13 protein-coding genes are annotated in these 16970 nt (G+C 37.5%); 10 read left to right on the forward strand and 3 right to left on the reverse strand.

The features are described 5' to 3' along the window. Window positions 1–15: 15 nt before the first annotated feature. From gap to Q0983_RS01210, 4 genes are all read left to right on the forward strand, one after another. Entirely contained in the window at window positions 16–1023 is a 1008-nt protein-coding gene (gene gap / locus Q0983_RS01195; protein ID WP_299547503.1) for a type I glyceraldehyde-3-phosphate dehydrogenase, read from the forward strand. Window positions 1024–1105: 82 nt separating this feature from the next. Then, a complete protein-coding gene (locus tag Q0983_RS01200; protein ID WP_299547508.1) occupies window positions 1106–1966 on the forward strand; it encodes an N-acetylglucosamine kinase in 861 nt (286 codons plus the stop codon). Window positions 1967–2084: 118 nt separating this feature from the next. Next, window positions 2085–3308, forward strand: coding sequence for an ATP-binding cassette domain-containing protein (locus tag Q0983_RS01205; protein WP_299547511.1), 1224 nt, complete (start codon window positions 2085–2087; stop codon window positions 3306–3308). 261 nt (window positions 3309–3569) lie between these two features. Next, complete coding sequence (locus Q0983_RS01210; protein WP_299547514.1) at window positions 3570–5678, forward strand: pyrroloquinoline quinone-dependent dehydrogenase; 2109 nt, start codon at window positions 3570–3572, stop codon at window positions 5676–5678. Between the two features lie 229 nt (window positions 5679–5907). Here the strand turns inward: Q0983_RS01210 and Q0983_RS01215 are convergent, their stop codons facing one another. Next, the gene (locus Q0983_RS01215; RefSeq protein ID WP_299547517.1) at window positions 5908–6948 is read right to left on the reverse strand and encodes a GMP reductase; all 1041 of its coding nucleotides are present in this window, start codon (window positions 6946–6948) and stop codon (window positions 5908–5910) included. Between the two features lie 133 nt (window positions 6949–7081). On the opposite strand from Q0983_RS01215, the gene Q0983_RS01220 reads away from it, so the two are divergent. Next, window positions 7082–8497, forward strand: a complete 1416-nt coding sequence (locus tag Q0983_RS01220; RefSeq protein WP_299547520.1) for an ATP-binding protein — start codon at window positions 7082–7084, stop codon at window positions 8495–8497. Window positions 8498–8693: 196 nt separating this feature from the next. On the opposite strand, the gene Q0983_RS01225 is transcribed toward Q0983_RS01220, so the two are convergent. Continuing rightward, window positions 8694–9074: a Rid family detoxifying hydrolase gene (locus Q0983_RS01225; protein ID WP_299547523.1), complete on the reverse strand. Its 381-nt coding sequence runs from the start codon at window positions 9072–9074 to the stop codon at window positions 8694–8696. Window positions 9075–9086: 12 nt separating this feature from the next. Continuing rightward, window positions 9087–11768 carry a putative LPS assembly protein LptD gene (locus tag Q0983_RS01230; protein ID WP_366140975.1) on the reverse strand — a complete coding sequence of 894 codons (2682 nt, stop codon included), beginning with the start codon at window positions 11766–11768 and terminating at the stop codon, window positions 9087–9089. Between the two features lie 196 nt (window positions 11769–11964). On the opposite strand from Q0983_RS01230, the gene Q0983_RS01235 reads away from it, so the two are divergent. The 5 genes from Q0983_RS01235 (at window position 11965) to Q0983_RS01255 (ending at window position 16948) form a co-directional block, all read left to right on the forward strand. Further along, on the forward strand, window positions 11965–13083 hold the full coding sequence (locus tag Q0983_RS01235; protein WP_299547526.1) for an N-acetylmuramoyl-L-alanine amidase: 1119 nt from the start codon (window positions 11965–11967) through the stop codon (window positions 13081–13083). Window positions 13084–13217: 134 nt separating this feature from the next. Next, window positions 13218–14159: an MlaD family protein gene (locus Q0983_RS01240; protein ID WP_299547529.1), complete on the forward strand. Its 942-nt coding sequence runs from the start codon at window positions 13218–13220 to the stop codon at window positions 14157–14159. Between the two features lies 1 nt (window position 14160). Further along, window positions 14161–15468 (forward strand): (Fe-S)-binding protein, encoded by a 1308-nt coding sequence (locus Q0983_RS01245; RefSeq protein WP_299547532.1) that lies wholly within the window; start codon window positions 14161–14163, stop codon window positions 15466–15468. Then, window positions 15461–16147 carry a hypothetical protein gene (locus Q0983_RS01250; protein ID WP_299547535.1) on the forward strand — a complete coding sequence of 229 codons (687 nt, stop codon included), beginning with the start codon at window positions 15461–15463 and terminating at the stop codon, window positions 16145–16147. The genes Q0983_RS01245 and Q0983_RS01250 overlap by 8 nt, the downstream gene beginning before the upstream one ends. Window positions 16148–16156: 9 nt before the next feature. Continuing rightward, on the forward strand, window positions 16157–16948 hold the full coding sequence (locus Q0983_RS01255) for a (Fe-S)-binding protein (protein WP_299547537.1): 792 nt from the start codon (window positions 16157–16159) through the stop codon (window positions 16946–16948). The last annotated feature ends 22 nt before the right edge of the window (window positions 16949–16970 follow it).

Here is a 16970-nt window from a genome sequence, read left to right on the forward strand (position 1 = left end):
TAATTAAACATAGATATGTCAAAATTAAAAATTGGAATTAACGGATTTGGTAGAATAGGTAGAATTGCCTTCAGAGTAGCAGCTTCTAGACCTAATGATATTGAAGTAGTAGGGATCAATGACTTGTTAGATGTTGAACATTTAGCATATTTATTAAAATATGATTCTGTTCACGGAAGATTTAACGGAACAGTGGATATTAAAGACGGTAACCTGGTAGTAAACGGAAATGAGATTAGAATTACCGCTGAGCGTAACCCGGAAGATTTAAAGTGGGATGCTGTAGGTGCTGAAGTTGTTTTAGACTGTACAGGTATCTTCACAACTTTGGAAGGTGCTCAAAAACACATTACGGCTGGAGCTAAAAAGGTTGCTATTTCTGCGCCTTCAAAAGATGCCCCAATGTTTGTAATGGGTGTAAATAATGATAAGATCACAGCTGATGATACTATTGTATCTAACGCTTCATGTACTACTAACTGTTTAGCCCCATTAGCTAAAGTAATTGATGATAATTTCGGAATTGTAGAAGGGTTAATGACCACAGTTCACGCTACAACGGCTACGCAAATGACTGTTGACGGTCCTTCTAAGAAAGACTGGAGAGGTGGTAGAAGTGCTTTAGCTAATATCATTCCTTCATCAACCGGTGCAGCTAAAGCTGTTGGTAAAGTAATTCCTGAATTAAACGGAAAATTAACAGGGATGGCATTTAGAGTACCAACTCCGGATGTTTCTGTGGTTGATTTAACGGTTAGAACTGAAAAATCAGCATCATGGGATGAAGTTAAAGCTGCTTTAAAAGCTGCTTCAGAGAATGAATTAGCAGGCGTTTTAGGCTATACTGAAGAAGCTGTGGTGTCTCAGGATTTCGTTTCAGAAACATTAACAAGTGTATTTGATGCCGGAGCAAGTATTGCACTAAATGATAACTTCTTTAAATTAGTTTCCTGGTACGATAATGAGTTTGGTTACTCAACTAAATTAGTTGACTTAGCTCAATACATTGCGTCTGTAAAATAATTTAATTTATAATTATAGCACTCCACAGTGTATTAAGTGTTCAGGCATTTAACTACTGTGGAGTTTTTTTATCTTTGAACATATGATTTTAATTGTCGATAGCGGTTCTACTAAATCAGATTGGTTAGCGGTAGATAAAGCGGGTAATAAGTTAATGGAAAAGGTCCGTACCAAGGGGCTTAATCCGGCTATTTTAAGTGAAAAGAAACTTTATAAAACTATCCGGGAAAGTGATGCCTTGATAGAGCATAAGGATACCGTATCTCACGTGTTTTTCTATGGGGCTGGATGCGGAACAGAGAACCCCAGAGAAATGCTAAAAGGTGTTTTAGAGGACATTTTTCCCAATGCCTATGTGTCCGTAAATGAAGATACCTTAGCTGCTGTCTATTCAACAATTAATCATCCAAAAGAAGCCGCTGTGGTTTGTATCATGGGTACAGGTTCTAACTGTAGTTACTATGATGGCGAAACGTTACATCAACGTGTATTTTCTTTAGGGTATACGCTTATGGATGATGCCTCCGGAAATTACTTTGGTAAACAATTGATCAGGGATTACTACTTTAATCATATGCCGGAAAATGTAAAAGTGGCGTTTGGAGCCAAGTTTAATATGGATTCGGATTTTATCAAGTATAACTTGTATAAACAACCGAACCCTAATGCGTATTTGGCGAGTTTTGCAGAGTTTATGTTCTTGCATAAAGATTCGGAATACACCATTAACCTTATAAAAGATGGTATCAGATTGTTTGCAAAAAACATGATCCTGCAATTTAAAGAGGAATTAAAAACAGCTCCGGTTCATTTTGCAGGTTCTATCGCCTTCTTTTCACAAAATGAAATTAGAGAAGTAGCCGAAGAAATGGGCTTTAAAGTGGGCAATTTTGTTCGCAGACCGATAGATGGTTTAGTGCCTTATCATATAAAGAACTTATAATAATCTGTCATACCTGCTGAAGCAGGTATCCACTAAACCTTTAAGCGGTATTACTGTTTAAAGGTTTTTTGTTTTATAGATTTTGAATAGTTTAGAGCTTTCAAAAACCATTAAGAGTTTGCATAAACATCTGGCCATATACATTTCAAATAAAGATGACAAAAAAGCGTTAATTAAAAATATTTTGTCAGGACATACTATTGTTGAGTTGAATGGTTTAAAAGGTGCCCTTTTTTCGGAAATCACTATCAATAAATTTATTGAAGAAGAAAGGCGACATGGACGTTTTGACATTGCTACGATAAACCAGCATAGCTTAACAAAATCCTCGGCAGGGGAACGAAAGAAAGCCTTAATTAATCATATTATTGCCGGTAATCCGGAATATCTGATTGCTGATAATGTGTTTGGGAATTTAGATGTTAAGTCGCAAGAAGCCATAGTACATACCCTGGAAGACTTAGGTAAATCCATACCTATAATTCAAATCACCAATAGAAAGAAGGATATACTTCACTTTATAGCCGATGTATATAAACCGGAAGGGAAGGGCATTCAGTTGATAGACCATATTGAAAGTTTAAATCAAAATGAAACTAAATATTTCATCCAGGATTTACCAAAACCACTTAATCAGGTTGCTGCTCAAAGCCAGTCTCTGGTAAAGTTTAATAAGGTCTGTGTTTCCTATTTAGACAGGCCCATTATAAAGGATATTTGTTGGGAAATCAAAGCTGGGGAGTTCTGGCATTTAAAGGGATCTAACGGTTCCGGTAAGAGTACCATTTTATCACTCATTTCAGGAGATAACCCCAAGGCATTCAATCAGGACATTCATCTGTTCGGTATTAAGAAGGGCAGTGGCGAGAGTGTTTGGGAAATCAAGGAGAAGATTGGCTATTTCACCTCCGAAATGTTACAAGGTTTCAGACGTTCCGATACCATTGAAAGAATGATCATTTCAGGATTTTATGATTCCGTTGGGTTATATAAATTTCCAAATGAAAACCAGGTGTTGATAGCTCACCAATGGCTGAATTTGCTAAATATGTTTGATATTAAGGACCGAAATTTTCAAACCTTATCAAGCGGACATAAACGACTGGTTTTAATAGCCAGAGCCATGGTAAAACATCCGCCGTTACTCATTTTAGACGAACCTACTAATGGGTTGGATGATCATGATGTGGTGATCTTTACGGAACTGATAAATAAAATCGCCAAAGAGAGTGATACAGCCGTTTTATATGTATCTCACAGTGAAGAAATCGGTTTGGAACCGGACCATATATATGAGCTGAAAATGTCTGCCACAGGCTCTACGGGTAAAGTTTTAACATAATGTAAGTTCGACACAAGAAACTCATCTTTAATATTGTTTCGTAATAAAGCTTACGAGTGCCACCTTGAGCGCAGTCGAAAGGTCTTGAAAAAGCAGAATTTTAATTTGGTTTCGACCACGATCAATCTTACAGATAGAATAATAATTTATACCCAGTAAAAATTCAGGTACTATATCGAACTCACCATATTATAGGTATATATTTTTGGTTGGATATATTTACTATATTTAGACAAGTATATTACATCTGAAACTCACCTTATGCGTAATGCTTTATATCTGGCCCTTTTTCTCAGTGCCTTTTTTATTTTTAACTGCCAGCAAGACCAACATTCAAATACCAGAGATTATAGCACCTGGAGATCCTATTTAGGTGGGCCGGACAGAAACCACTATTCAACCTTATCTCAAATTACACCGGAGAATGTTACCCAATTACAAGTAGCCTGGACTTACGAGTCACCAGACTATGGACAAATGCAGATGAATCCGATAGTTATTGATACTATGTTATATGGCGTTACTTCCAGGCTAAGAGCTATTGCATTACATGCGGAGACCGGTGCAGAAATATGGCGTTATGGTGATTCTTTAAAGTTAGGTGGATCAACCAGTCGAGGGGTGTCTTATTGGGAAAAAGGAGACGATAAACGTATTTTATATACCGCGGGAGCCCATTTGTTTGCGCTTAATGCCTTAACAGGAGTGCCTGTTGAAAGTTTTGGAGACCACGGTAAAGTAAATCTGAATATGGGTTTAGGCGAGCAGGCCAAAGACAAATTCGTTATTTCCAATACGCCCGGAACAGTTTATAAAGATATTATTGTCATGCCCATTCGTTTACCGGAAGATGTTGGGGCGGTTCCGGGGAATATTATGGCTTTTAATGTGATCACAGGTGATTTGGAGTGGGTTTTTAATACAATACCCCAACCAAATGAAGCAGGTATTGAAACCTGGGAGGACAAAAATTCCTATACAAATCCGTTAGTAGGAGCCGGAAACAATTGGAGCGGTATGTCTTTAGACGAAGCGCGTGGGATCATTTATGTCCCTACCGGTTCGGCTTCACCGGATTTTTACGGGGGTGTGCGTAAAGGTGATAATTTATACACAGACTGTCTTTTGGCTTTAGATGTCAACACCGGAAAAAGGCTTTGGCACTTTCAACTGGTACATCATGATTTATGGGATAGAGACCTACCGGCCCCACCAAACTTAATTACGGTAACAAGGGACGGAAAAAAGATTCCGGCAGTATCTCAGTCTACCAAGCAGGGCTATGTTTATGTATTTGATCGCGTTACGGGAGCACCGTTATTTGATATCAAAGAAGTTACGGTTCCGGTGTCTGCTTTAGATGGAGAAGAAGCCTCGAAAACACAACCTATTCCTGTAAAACCAAAGCCTTTTGCTAGACAAGTAAATGAATTAACAAATGAAGATATTAGTCCGTATGCCGAGAATAGAGACTCATTTTTGGACCTCTTAAAACAATCGGATAAAAGATTATATGCCCCACCGGGATTAGCCCCCATGATTTTACTTCCGGGATTAGACGGAGCAGCAGAGTGGGGCGGGACTGCTGCTGATCCGGACAAAGGAATCATTTATGTAAACTCTCAGGAAGCCCCCTGGGTGATCCAAATGAAAGAAAATGATACGACCATACATAACCTTCCGTTAGGCCAACAAACTTATATGCAATATTGTGTTACCTGTCATCAAAAGGATAGAAAAGGTAATGCAATAAGTGGTTTTCCATCGCTTATAAACTTAAAAAGTAGAAAATCAAAAGAGGAAGTATCTGAGTTAATAAAAACAGGAAAAGGTATGATGACCGGATTTCCACAAATTCCTGAGGATGAAAAGCAAGCCTTAATGCATTTCCTGTTCGATGAGTTGGATACGATTCGCCCCAAAAAGCCCAAGAAATCATACCCATTGCCTTATAAATATGCCGGCTATAAACGCTTTTTGGATAGTAAAGGAAGACCTGCTATTTCACCTCCCTGGGGAACGATGCATGCTATTGATTTAAATACGGGGGAGTTTGTCTGGTCTGTTGTTTTAGGGGAAACCCCGGAATTAAAAGCACAAGGGTTTCCGCAAACAGGTTGTGAAAATTATGGCGGACCGGTAGTTACCGAAAACGGATTGCTTTTTATTGGTGCTACTAAAGACGGGTATTTCAGAGCATTCGATAAGTTTACAGGAAAGCTATTATGGGAATACAAATTACCGGCGGCGGCCTTTGCTACACCGGCCATGTACCAGGTGAATGGAAAACAATATGTCGCTATTGCCTGTGGCGGCGAAAAATTAGGAACACCGGTTGGCAATAAAATTGTCGCCTTCGCTTTGGAGTAGAACTACTTACTGTGTGTTTGCTTTTTACTCAAACCAATTTAATTTTTCTTGTAAGGATAAGAATTTTATTTTCTAAATACACCCTCCTTAACAAAAACTTCGCTCTCTAACTTCAATCAAAGGTGTACTTTGATTTCGCTAATCTCAAGGGAGGAACATAGCTTTAAAAATTGTCCCCTTGAGGGGACTTTAGGGGTGTGCTTTCAATTCATTTTTAATTTGGCCTCACTTATTCACTATAAACCTGGTTTTCCTGTTCCGCAACCCTAATGAATGTTGTACGCTTTGTAAGTTCTTTTAAACGCCTTGCCCCTACATAAGTGCAGGTGCTTCGCAGCCCTCCTAAAATGTCCTGTAACGTGGTATCAACTTCACCTCTATAAGGAACTTCTACTGTTTTTCCTTCACTGGCTCTATAATCGGCTACACCGCCAACATGTTTTTCCATGGCGGTTGTAGAACTCATACCATAAAACTTTTTGAAAGGCTTCCCGTTTTTTTCTATGGTCTCCCCACCGCTTTCGTCATGACCGGCAAGCATACCACCGAGCATCACAAAATCGGCGCCCGCACCAAAAGCTTTGGCAATATCACCCGGAATAGAGCATCCGCCATCACTAACAATTTGTCCGCCTAAACCATGCGCAGCATCGGCACATTCAATAATAGCCGAAAGTTGCGGATAACCAACACCGGTTTTAATCCTTGTGGTACAAACAGAACCGGGGCCAATACCAACTTTGACAATATCGGCACCGGAAAGTAATAGTTCCTCAACCATTTCACCGGTAACAACATTACCAGCAATAATGACCTTTTCAGGGTATAAGTCCCGGGTTTGTTTTACGAAATCCGCAAAATACTCCGAGTAACCGTTAGCCACATCTATGCAGATGAATTTTAAATTTGGGTTAAACTTTAAAATTTCGGATAGTTTTTTGGAATCTTGTTGGCTTACGCCGGTACTCACCGCAACATAGTTTGAAAGGTCCTCGGATAAACTAGCAGCAAAAACATTCCAGTCAGATACCGGATAATGCTTGTGAATAGCCGTAAACAGCTTTTGTTTTGACAGGGCTTTAGCCATTTCAAAAGTACCAACAGTATCCATATTGGCGGCCATAACAGGGATTCCTGTCCATGTTATAGGGCTGTGTAAAAACTTAAAATCCCGTTCTAAATTTACTTCGGCCCTACTTTTTAGCGTAGAGCGCTTTGGGCGTATCATGACATCTTTAAAGCCCAGTTTTATATCGTATTCTATTCGCATCTGCCTTCAAATTAAGGATACCTAAAAGTACAATTTTTTGAATAATTTCATAAATGCCGTAGTAAGATAAATAACACTTAATTGTTTTGATAATTAATATATTTATAGATAAGTTTGTTATAACCTTGATTAAATGAATATTCTTTTAAAGTTTATACGGTCCAATGTAAAAAGGATATTATCTTTTTTAATTTTCGCCTCAATTGTATTTATTCTTTTCCTGGGCTATGCTTTTCTGGAAAAATTGTTTGAGGTGAATACCATTATGCTTTCCTTGTTTGCGGTAGCTATTATACAGGTTTTTGTACTGCAGTACTTTTTAAAGAATCAATTAAAAAATGATGTTACCAGGGGCAATTTAGCTGCAAGAGTTAGTGAGTTAAAAAATACCCTGGAAGCAACCGAAAGATTGGCCGAACATAAGTCTATTTACCTGGCAAACATGAGCTATGAGATTCGAACACCGTTAAGCACCGTTATGGGGATGCTAAACATGCTCGGGCAAACCGAATTGGACGGCGACCAACAGGCCCAGGTTGAAATTGCGCAGTATTCGTCAAAGCATTTATTACAATTGGTTAATATGGTAACCAATAATGCGGAGGTGGATGCCGGAGCCCTTAAATTAAATCTGATGGCCATTGATCTAGAATCTGATTTAACACGTCTCTTTAAAGTTTTTGAGTACCAGGCCTGGGAAAAAAGTCTGGAGTTTGAATACAAATTTCTATCTGAAGAAAAAGATAAATTTTTGGTTTTAGGTGATTCGGCACGCATTCAACAGGTGCTGATTAACCTGATTAATAACGCGATTAAGTTTACCAATTCCGGGAAAATCTCGATTATTATTGATCAAACCGTAGGTATTGACGACGATCAAATCATTACCTTTTATATAAAAGATACCGGTATTGGTATGAAGCCCGAAGAAGTAAGAAGTATTTTTGATGATTCGGAAAAAGCATATGATGCCTCATTAATGCGTGATTACAGAGGAGGTGGTATAGGGCTTTCAATTTCTCACCAGTTGGTGAAGTTGATGGGAGGCGAGTTAAAGTTAGAAACTAAGGAAAATGAAGGTTCTACGTTCTACTTTAGTTTACAGCTTAAAAAGACCCTGAACGTTAAAACCGAAGCGGAAGAATTGCAACCCGTTCTACAGGATAAATTCAATGTTTTAGTGGCCGAAGATAACCGGATGAATCAAAAGGTAATTAAATTCCTGTTAGAACGTCAGGGCGCCGATTGTACATTTGTAAAAAATGGTTTGGAAGCCCTGGAACTCTATAAGATTTTGGATTTCGATATGGTGTTTATGGATATCTATATGCCGGATATGGACGGTTACGAAGCCACCAAATCCATTCAGAAAACACAAAAATATTTAACTGCAAAAACACCTATAATTGGTGTGTCTGCCAGCGCTTTTGAAGAAGATATTACCAACGCTAAACTGGCGGGAATAGATGACTTTTTATCAAAACCTATTGAAGTGGAAAAGCTAAAAAAGTTATTGATCAAACATTCTAAAAAGGAGAGTTCTGCGTAATTCAATCGAAAATAAATCCTCGACGCTTTGCGTCAGGTTTTTTTTGAAACTGTCATTCCCGTAAAAATGGGAATCTAAATACAAAATTTTGATCTTTGCCCCAAAGATCAAACTGAAACGAACAAAACCTGTGCTGAGCTTGCCGAAGTATACCTCTATGGCTCAGCCTTAAGGATAGTTCGTTTCAAGAAATTTTTTATTTCACAGCGACCATACTGATCTCAACGTTTACATCTTTTGGTAATCTGGCCACCTGAACAGTTTCTCTGGCCGGTGCAGAAGCTTCATCAAAATAGCTGCCGTATATCTCATTTATCAAAACAAAATCGTCCATATTACTGATGAAAATAGATGACTTAACTACATTTTCAAAGGTCATGTCGGCAGCTTCTAAAACAGCTTTCAGGTTTTCCATGACCTGACGTGTTTCTGACTGAATATCATCTAAAACAAGAACCCCGGTTTCAACATTTATAGCTATTTGTCCGGACATATAAAGTGTGTTTTCGCTTAGAACCGCTTGATTATAGGGGCCTAAAGGAGCCGGAGCTTTGGAAGTTGTTATTATTTTTTTCATGACACTAAATTTTTATAGTTGTTGGTCTGGTTGTCTGCGCTTTTCGTATTTCAAGTCCTTTAAGATACTTGATTTGATCCCTATAAAGAAATTCCAGGAACTTCGGTCGCTAAAAGGGACCCAGCTAAAATCCATTTTCCAGCTTAACAGATCCCGTGAGAAACGGAGTTGAGTTAAAGTAAATCCCTGGTTTTTAATATCATAACCCGATGAGACATTAATAGACCATTTATCGGTTAAATCAATGTCACCTGAGAACATAAGGGAATGTGAAGATATTTCATTCTGTCGCCTTGAGTTGGCATAGTTTATAGCGTATGCCAAACGCAGGCTCCAGGGTATCTTATGGTTGTAAAACTTGGTGTTTTCCTGCTTTTCGCTGCCCTTATCCTCATCGTTATCACGGTTTATCTGCTCATTCGCAAAGTCAATGTTTTTAGGTAGCACATCTTCCGGGTTATCACTGGCCTGGTTACTTTCTCCACTTTTCTTTTTACCTTTATCCTTATTTGATAACGACCAACTGGCCGTAAGGTTGGCGCTGGTTATTCTGAACAGGCTGCCCCCATTATCTATATTAAATTTGTTAATTCTTACATTATTGTTATCCAAAGCATAAGGGTCTAATGTCGCTCCAAAATTGATACTCATTTGGTTTTCGAAAAGCAGTGTACTACCATTCATTCTTACGGGACTCCACTGTAAAGAGTCAGCAGCAAAGTTGTATGCTGTTGAAAAGTTTAAACTGTTTAAAAGTTTGATCTTTTTAGGCTCCGTGGCGGTACTGTCCCTATCTCTTACCTTGGCTTCAAAATTGTTTGCTAAAGAGATCCCCATAGAACTGGAAAAATTCCTGTTGGGAGTACCAAAAATAGATTGTTCAAATCTTGTATATTCCAAATTGTTGGTACTCTGGATAACTTCTAATTCACCGGCTGTTAAACCATCGGCGTTTACAACTTCGGCGGTTTCATAATATTTATCAAAAGCAGGATTAATATTGTAACTAACAGAAGGCCTCATAACATGCCTTATGGCCTTTAACCAGGTATCCTTACCTTCTTTTTCAAAATTGAACATACCATAAACGGTTGTCCCTATACTTGTACTGAAGTTATAGGTTCTAAAAGAATCAAACCCGTTAATAGTGTCAATCACGGTTTCTCTGTTAAGGGCATCGTAGGTTTTACCTATGGTCTTAAAAGTCCAAACTTCGTTGTAACTACTACCGGCACTAACACTAAAATGCTTGAATATTTTAAAGTTGGTATTTAACGGTACGCTATGCTGAAAACCCGTTTTGGCATCATCAAACATTTCCTTTTTGAAAAAGAGCGAATCTGTAGTCTGAATTCTGTTTTCGCCTCTTACGTTGTATTGTAAATTGACATTTTGAATAATGCCTTTTTTGGAACCCGTCTTTGAGGCAAACGGATACATTCTTCCAACACTGCCTTGAAAGGTAGGCAGGGTCATGCTTATGGTTTGCGTATTGGTGTTTTGAGAGTGGGTGGCTGTCAAACTAAAATTGACCTGCGGTTCACCCTGAAAGGTTTTGGAATAGGATACCGAAGATGCTAAAGTATTTGTTAAAAAATTACTTCCCTGGTTAATTTGGTTTATGGACGAACGATAATAGGTACTACTACCTAAGTTTACGGATGCTGAAAACCGGGAACTCGGATTTGCCTTGGAATCCTGGCTATGCGACCATCTTAAGTTATAAATGGTATTCCTGGAATAATCAGGGAAACCGCGTTCACTGGTAATTAAGTTTTCGTATCTAAACGCTAAGTTTCCCCTGAAACGGTAACGTTTGGCATAGGTGCTTTCTAAACGCAAACCATAACTTCCGTTGGTGTAATAATCACCCAAAACCGCTAAATCCACATAATCATTAATTGCAAAATAATACCCGCCGTTCTGTAAAAAGTAGCCACGATTATTTTGTTCTCCAAAGGTTGGAATGATAATACCTGAGGTGTGTTTTTCGCTTTGCGGGAAAAAACTAAAAGGCAACCAGATGGGGGTTGGAACATCATAAATATACAATCCGGCAGGCCCTGTAACTATCTTTTTACCGGGAACTATTTTAGCCTTTAAAAGCCTGATATAGTAATCCGGGTCCTCAAGATCTTCCGCCGTGGTGTATTTAGCTTCCTTTATAAAGTAAACAGAATCATTTTCCTTTTTGGTAATACTGGCAATAACAGTACCTTCTTGTTCCGTAATGGAATTATAAATAAGTGCTTTTTTAGTATCGGTATTAAAAATAATGGAGTCCGGCTCTACAACATTGCTGCCTTGTGTAAATACCGGTTTTTGGGTATAGCCTTCAATGGAATCTTTTATACCCTGGGCATATACCGTGTTTTTATTGTAATCAATGATAATACTACCGGCCGTTATATTCATGTCGCCATAATCAATTTTGGCATTATTGTATAAATACAATTTTTGTTTTTTCTGATTGAACCTGGTGTAATCTGTAGCGGTGTACTTAACAATATGTTCTAAGAGTTCTTTTGGTTTAACAGAATCTGTTACTGTAGAGTCCTGACTTTTTTCAGATATTTCAGGGCCGTTTATTTTGTCTGTGTCAATATCAACTACTATGGTATCTTCAACAGCAGAATCTATAGCCTTACCTTTTTTTGGGATGTCTTGACTAAAGCTTAATGTGTTAATAAACACTGTAAAACTTAGCGCAAAAAGTATTTTAAAGTTGTTTGTGTGCAACGCTTTTAATGTATTTTTGTAAAAGTATGGCTCGGTTTTTGAAATGCCAAAATTACATATATTTTTTATGTGATTGATTTAAAATTTTAAAATAAAATCTACACCTAAAAAACTTGAGTAATAAACCCGGTTTATAGTCGTTAAAACATTTATGCAAACGTACAGATTATCGCTTTTCGTATTCATTATAACAGTATTAACATTTTCTTTTAATACTTCTGCCTATGGCCAGTCGGCTTCGGATTCTTTTGTGATCATGATTGATCCGGGACATGGTGGAAGAGATAGTGGTACCCCCGGAACGGGCAGATATAAAGCTACTGAGAAAGATATTGCTTTGGATGTGTCATTGGCTTTGGGTAAAATGATTAAGCAGAAACTGAAAAATGTTAAGGTTGTTTATACGCGTGATAAAGATGTTTACCCAACTTTAAACGGTAGAGCTGTAAAGGCAAATAAGAAAGATGTGGATTTGTTTATTTCCATTCATTGTAATGCACAACCTGGTAAAAAAGGAACGGCTTATGGTTCTGAAACATATGTACTGGGCGAAACAAAAAACAAGGAGAACCTGGAAGTTGCTAAAAGAGAGAACAACGTAATGGCTTTGGAAGATAATACTGAGGTTTATAAGGACTTTAATCCAAGTTCTACCGAATTTTTGTTAAGTCTTGAGCTCGCACAAGAAGAGTATTTAGACCATAGCATTAAATTGGCACGATATATTGAGGACGAATTTCAGGTTACTGCAAAACGAAGGAGCAGAGGTGTAAAACAAAATATTTTCTACGTATTGGCTTATACTTATATGCCAAGTGTTTTGGTTGAGCTTGGGTTTTTAACGCATAAAAAAGAAGAAGATTTTTTGAATTCCAAGAAAGGAAAAGACTTGATGACCAGGTCTTTATTCAATGCTGTTGAAAAATATCTTAAATACTTAAACGTAAACACTAAAGATGTTGTTTTTGTTGAAGAAACACCGGTTAAACAAGTTTCAAGTAACATCGAGTTTAAAGTACAGATAGCTGCAAGCTCAAAAGCATTGGAGACTAAACCTTATAATTTCAACGGCTTAAGCAATATAAGTAGAAATTATGATGCCAATAGAAAATTATATAAGTATTACTATGGCGGTGCATCAGACTATAATGAGATTTTAAGATTAGAGAAAGAAGCTATCAATAAAGGGTATGAATCCAGCTTTGTAGTGGCTTTTAAAGACGGAAAGAATATCCCGTTGATAGATGCTCTGAAAACAATAGCCAATTAAGTCTGTTCTTTTAAAAAATAGCATGGCTCAACGCCGTGGTTACTGATCTAAAGTTAAATTTTGTTTTATTTGAGAGGAAATTTAGTTTTTACCGAAGAAATTTATTTTAAATTTGTTTTTCAAATACAATTATTTTGAAGATATCGAAAGAAGTTAAAACAGCTTTATTAGTAATTTCAGGAATAGTACTTCTTATTTTTGGTTTTAATTACTTAAAAGGACAAAATCTATTAGACTCATCCCGAACGTTTTACACAGAATATGATAATGTTGAAGGTTTAACACCCTCAATGCCTGTAACCATTAGCGGTAAAGTGGTTGGGAAAGTTTCCAGTATAGATTTCAAAAACGATAATTCAGCAAATCTTATTGTAGAACTTTTGGTGGATAGTGATTATCAATTTTCAAAAAACAGCAAAGCCGAATTATACGAAACCGGACTGATTGGAGGTAAGGCCGTTGCTATTATTCCGGCATTTGATAACGCCGGAAATGCCCAATCCGGTGATACCTTAGAAGGAAGTGTTCAGGCTGGCTTAAGTGAATTGGTGAATCAAAGGTTAACACCCATTCAGGAAAATTTAGAGTCTATGTTGAACAGTGCAGATGCGCTTTTAAAGAATCTTAACACACTTTTTGACAGTAGAACCAAAGCCAATTTAAAATCCTCTATTTCTGGATTGAACGAGACAATTGCTGAATTTAAAGTTACAGCTAAATCGTTAAATGAGTTATTGGCCGATGATAACAGTAAACTCAATAAGTCTTTGGCCAATGTAGAAACAATATCTGCTAATTTTTCTAAAGTATCTGATTCTATTGCCAGCGCTAATATTGGTCAGACCATTGATAATTTGGAATCTACCTTAAATAAATTCAATACTATTCTGGCCGGTCTGGAACGTGGGGAGGGCTCTATGGGTAAATTGTTAAAAGACGAAGCTTTATATAACAATTTGGAAGGCGCCACCGGAGAAATGGAAGCCCTTTTAAAAGACATTAAGCTGCACCCCAAACGTTATTTCAGAATACTTTCTAAAAAGGAAATCCCATACTCAGAAGAAGAAAAAAACTAGTATGCACTACTTGCCGAACATAATTTTTGCAGTTCTGCTCATTTTAGGAATAGGTTATTTTACTAAAAACGTAAAAAAACTTATCAGAAATATAAAGCTTGGACAGGATGTTGATGTAAGTGATAATAAATCGCAACGTTTTAAAAATATGATGCGCATTGCTTTTGGACAAAGTAAAATGGTGCGTCGTCCTGTAGCTGGGTTACTTCACGCTGTTGTATACGTTGGATTTTTAGTGATCAATATTGAGGTCCTGGAGATTATTATTGATGGGGTATTTGGTACCCACCGCATATTTTCAGGTATAGGAAAGCCTTACGGTGTTTTAATCGGGATTTTTGAGGTTCTGGCTATTCTGGTCTTTGTTGCGGTTATTGTTTTCTGGGTACGAAGAAACATCATTAAATTAAGACGTTTCTGGAATAAAGAGATGACCAGCTGGCCCAAGAACGATGCCAATTATATCCTGTATTTCGAAATGGTACTAATGACCTTGTTTTTGGTGATGAATGCTACCGATGTGTCATTTCAAAATATGAATAATGGCAATATTGTTAGTCAGTTCATAGCACCATGGTTTAGCGGATTGCCTGAAAGCACACTGCACGTTATTGAAAGAGCAGCCTGGTGGATACATATAGTCGGGATCTTTATCTTTTTAAACTACCTGTATTATTCAAAACATTTACATATTATTCTGGCATTTCCAAATACCTATTACGGTAGTTTAAAGCCTAAGGGCCAGTTTGATAATCTGGCATCCGTAACCAAAGAAGTAAAATTGATGATGGATCCTAATGCTGATCCATTTGCGGCACCTCCTGAAGGCACAGAAGCAGAAATGCCAGCTAAGTTTGGTGCCAGCGATGTGCAGGATTTAAACTGGGTGCAATTGCTTAGCGCTTATACCTGTACGGAATGCGGTAGATGTACCTCGGCCTGTCCCGCAAATTTAACAGGTAAAAAGCTGTCGCCGCGTAAGATTATGATGGACACACGCGACCGATTAGAAGAAGTTGGTAAAAACATAGATACTAATAATGGCGAGTTTAAAGATGATGGTAAGCAGTTGCTGGGAGATTATATTACACACGAAGAGCTTTGGGCTTGTACAACCTGTAATGCCTGTGTAGAAGAGTGCCCGGTAAGTATCAACCCGTTGTCCATTATTTTAGATATGCGTCGTTATTTGGTGATGGAGCAAAGTGCCGCGCCTGCCGAATTAAACAATATGATGACCAATATTGAAAACAACGGAGCGCCATGGCCATATAATCAAATGGATAGATTAAACTGGAAAGATGAATAAACCATTTATGAGTAAAAGAAATAATATAATATCTTACGTAAGAGTTGTTGCTTTTTGTTTTTTAATGATAGGGATGAACGTTTGTGTTTATTCTCAAACCAGTAATGAGACCACTAAGCATATTAACAGTTTAGCGCAAAAGATGTTTGTTGATATAAACAATAGGGATTACGATGCTATTATAGAGATGATGCATCCAAAGGCCTTTGAGTTGGTTCCAAAAGAATCTTTTAAAAGTGTTTTTAAATCTATGTTTGAAGGTGATGAGGAGTTTAGCATTGATATTCCCAAAAGAATACCTGAATATAAGGTATCAGAGGTTTTTAAAGGTGATCAGAATAATTTAGAATACGCTTTTGTTTCTTATGATATGAATATGAAAATGACATTTCACAATCAGGAATTTGATGAGGAATCAAAAAAAATGATGATTGGAATGATGAAAGTTCAAGGAATGGATGTAGAGTTTATATCAAGTAATACATTGGATGTGTTAATGAATGATAGAATAACCATTTTAATGAAAGACGATGCAACCAATAGTAATTGGGTTATGATAAATTACGATGCCAATTCGCCTTTATTCGTTCAGATAGTACCCTCTGACTTGATAGGGGCTGCAAAAGAATACCAACAAGCTTTAATGTTAAAAAGCAAAAAGGAAAGTGAAAACAAATAAATTGATGCTATGGGTGAATTGTTAAAAGTACCAACAATGGCAGATTATATGGCGGAAGGCAAGCAGCCGGAGGTTTTATTTTGGGTGGGGTCTGCCGGTAGTTTTGATGATAGAGCTAAAAAAATAACCAAAGCATTTGTTAAAATTTTAAATAAGGCTGATGTAGATTTCGCAGTTCTGGGAACCGAAGAAAGTTGTACCGGTGATGTGGCCAAACGTGCCGGCAATGAGTTTTTGTTCCAAATGCAGGCTTTAATGAATATTGAGGTTTTGAATGCTTATGAAGTAAAAAAGATCGTGACCTGTGATCCGCATTCATTTAATTGTTTGAAGAATGAATATCCGAATTTGGGAGGGACCTATGAGGTATTACACCATACGCAATTTATTAAGGAGCTTATCGAATCCGGGCGCTTCAAGGTTGAAGGGGGGGTATATAAAGGCAAACGTATTACGTTTCATGATCCCTGTTATTTGGGAAGAGCCAATAATGAATACGATGCGCCGAGAGCGCTCCTTAAAACCACTAAGGCCGATATTGTGGAAATGAAGCGGCATAAAAGTACAGGTTTATGTTGCGGAGCAGGAGGCGCTCAAATGTTTAAAGAACCGGAAAAAGGCGATATGGATGTGAACGTTTTAAGAACCGAAGATGCTTTGAAAACAAACCCAAATATTATCGCAACGGGATGTCCTTATTGCAATACTATGATGACCGACGGCGTTAAGGCTAAAGAAAAAGAAGCTGACATTTCAGTTTTAGACATTGCAGAGTTAATTGCAAACTCAGAAGAATTATAAATTAATATATCGTAAATCTAAA

This window comes from Seonamhaeicola sp. (assembly GCF_028281565.1).
Classification (GTDB): domain Bacteria; phylum Bacteroidota; class Bacteroidia; order Flavobacteriales; family Flavobacteriaceae; genus Seonamhaeicola.

Bases quoted from the DNA above. Each gene is read 5' to 3' on its own strand.
- Q0983_RS01215 (WP_299547517.1), bottom strand. From the start codon at position 6,948: ATGCGAATAGAATACGATATAAAACTGGGCTTTAAAGATGTCATGATA.
- Q0983_RS01245 (WP_299547532.1), top strand. From the start codon at position 14,161: ATGCACTACTTGCCGAACATAATTTTTGCAGTTCTGCTCATTTTAGGA.
- Q0983_RS01255 (WP_299547537.1), top strand. From the start codon at position 16,157: ATGGGTGAATTGTTAAAAGTACCAACAATGGCAGATTATATGGCGGAA.
- gap (WP_299547503.1), top strand. From the start codon at position 16: ATGTCAAAATTAAAAATTGGAATTAACGGATTTGGTAGAATAGGTAGA.
- Q0983_RS01220 (WP_299547520.1), top strand. From the start codon at position 7,082: ATGAATATTCTTTTAAAGTTTATACGGTCCAATGTAAAAAGGATATTA.
- Q0983_RS01210 (WP_299547514.1), top strand. From the start codon at position 3,570: ATGCGTAATGCTTTATATCTGGCCCTTTTTCTCAGTGCCTTTTTTATT.
- Q0983_RS01225 (WP_299547523.1), bottom strand. From the start codon at position 9,074: ATGAAAAAAATAATAACAACTTCCAAAGCTCCGGCTCCTTTAGGCCCC.
- Q0983_RS01200 (WP_299547508.1), top strand. From the start codon at position 1,106: ATGATTTTAATTGTCGATAGCGGTTCTACTAAATCAGATTGGTTAGCG.
- Q0983_RS01235 (WP_299547526.1), top strand. From the start codon at position 11,965: ATGCAAACGTACAGATTATCGCTTTTCGTATTCATTATAACAGTATTA.
- Q0983_RS01250 (WP_299547535.1), top strand. From the start codon at position 15,461: ATGAATAAACCATTTATGAGTAAAAGAAATAATATAATATCTTACGTA.